The sequence below is a fragment of the Geobacillus sp. DSP4a genome (assembly GCF_013096875.1).
Taxonomy (GTDB): domain Bacteria; phylum Bacillota; class Bacilli; order Bacillales; family Anoxybacillaceae; genus Geobacillus; species Geobacillus thermophilus.
On record NZ_SDLD01000202.1, the window covers coordinates 1 to 442 of the forward strand.

Sequence of the window (442 nt, forward strand, 5' to 3'; positions counted from 1 at the left end):
AACGCAATATGAATCTAGGAAAAAAGACAAATCAAAACTTTGTCAATATTCCTCTCGGTAACATAAAAGAAAAACTAGAATATCTTTGTGAATTTTACGGCATTGAATTCTTGAAACAGGAAGAATCATATACGTCTCAAGCCAGCTTTTTTGACGGCGATGAGATTCCTGAATATAATGCCGACAATCCAAAAGAATATAAGTTCAGCGGCAAACGTATTAAGCGCGGCTTGTATCGAACAAAGTCTGGCAAACTAATTAATGCTGATGTCAATGGCGCATTAAACATCTTAAAGAAAAGTAAAGCTGTAGACCTGAGTGTCTTATGCTCTAGCGGCGAAGTGGACACGCCTCAAAGAATAAGGATTGCTTGAAGCAGTCAAACTTCTTTGGAAGCCCCCACTTCAAATTTTCGCTAGAAAATTAAGTGGGGGTAGTTCAC

1 protein-coding gene is annotated in these 442 nt (G+C 38.2%); it reads left to right on the top strand.

Annotated features, from left to right (window positions below; translation table 11 throughout):
* Window positions 1–374: zinc ribbon domain-containing protein (locus ETC02_RS18675; RefSeq protein WP_171698482.1), on the top strand; the 374-nt coding region annotated here is incomplete at its 5' end.
* Between the last annotated feature and the right edge of the window lie 68 nt (window positions 375–442).